Genomic DNA, 966 nt, shown 5'->3' with positions numbered 1-966 from the left:
CTTATATAAGCTCAAGGCGGCAGTAGATATTTATGAGCAGTTACTACGTAAATGAATTACCAAGCAAAAGTGACACCGCCGCGAGCGCCGACTTTTCCAGTATCAAGCCCGACACCCGCACCGGCCGAAATGGTCATGCTATCGCTCATTCTGCCAGCAAATGAGGTACTCAATGCTGAGCTACTATTGTAATAGCCTGTACCAAATGACATCGCATAGCGCTTACCAGCAGGAATCACTGGCGTCTCTAGAGACAGTGCCATTGCGATACCGTCTTCGGCTTCATCCAAGCGATCTTCTTGACGATCATATCGACTACGTAAGTCGTTAAACTGTCTAGAGGTTGCTAGTGAGTCTACGCTGACACTGGTACCTAATGTACCGTTGGCATCGGTTGTGACAAGATTGGTCGTGCCTGTCTGTGCTGCGGTACTAGCTTGCAGTTGACCTGCGTTACCCAAGACGATCTGATTGTCAGCTGCTGCCGTTGCGCCGTTACCGATAGCGATACTGTTTAAACCGCCTGCCACCGATTCATTACCTAGCGCGACAGAGCGCTCGCCCTGTGCTTGCGCAGCTTCACCCACAGCAGTTGATCGTTCGCCAGTTGCTTTGGCTAAATGACCGAACGCTTGTGAGCGTAAACCAGTTGCTGCTGACTGCCAACCAATCGAGGTAGAGCCAGTTCCTGCTGCATTGGCTTGACCGCCGACCGCGGTGGCTGAGTTATTACCTGCATTGGCTAGATTACCAATAGCGACGGTATCATTACTGCCACCAGCGACCGATTCGTTACCTAACGCCACAGAGCGTTCGCCTTGTGCAGATGCTGCCTCACCAACTGCGGTCGAGCGCTCGCCCGTTGCCGAAGCTATATGACCAAAGGCTTGGGCACGGACACCGCTCGCAGTTGATTGCCAACCTATAGCAGTCGCACCCGCTTGAGTGGCTTGAGCTTGAGCACCG

At 52.8% G+C, this 966-nt stretch carries 1 protein-coding gene; it reads right to left on the bottom strand.

Annotation, left to right across the window (positions count from 1 at the left end; genetic code table 11):
• Positions 1-56: 56 nt before the first annotated feature.
• Positions 57-966, bottom strand: a 910-nt coding sequence (locus ACS8FC_RS15290) for a YadA-like family protein (protein ID WP_439297401.1), incomplete at its 5' end; no start/stop codon positions are given.

Source organism: Psychrobacter sp. 1Y4 (assembly GCF_051847555.1).
Note: the sequence above shows the minus strand (reverse complement) of the source record. Positions and strands in the feature narration are given on the sequence as shown.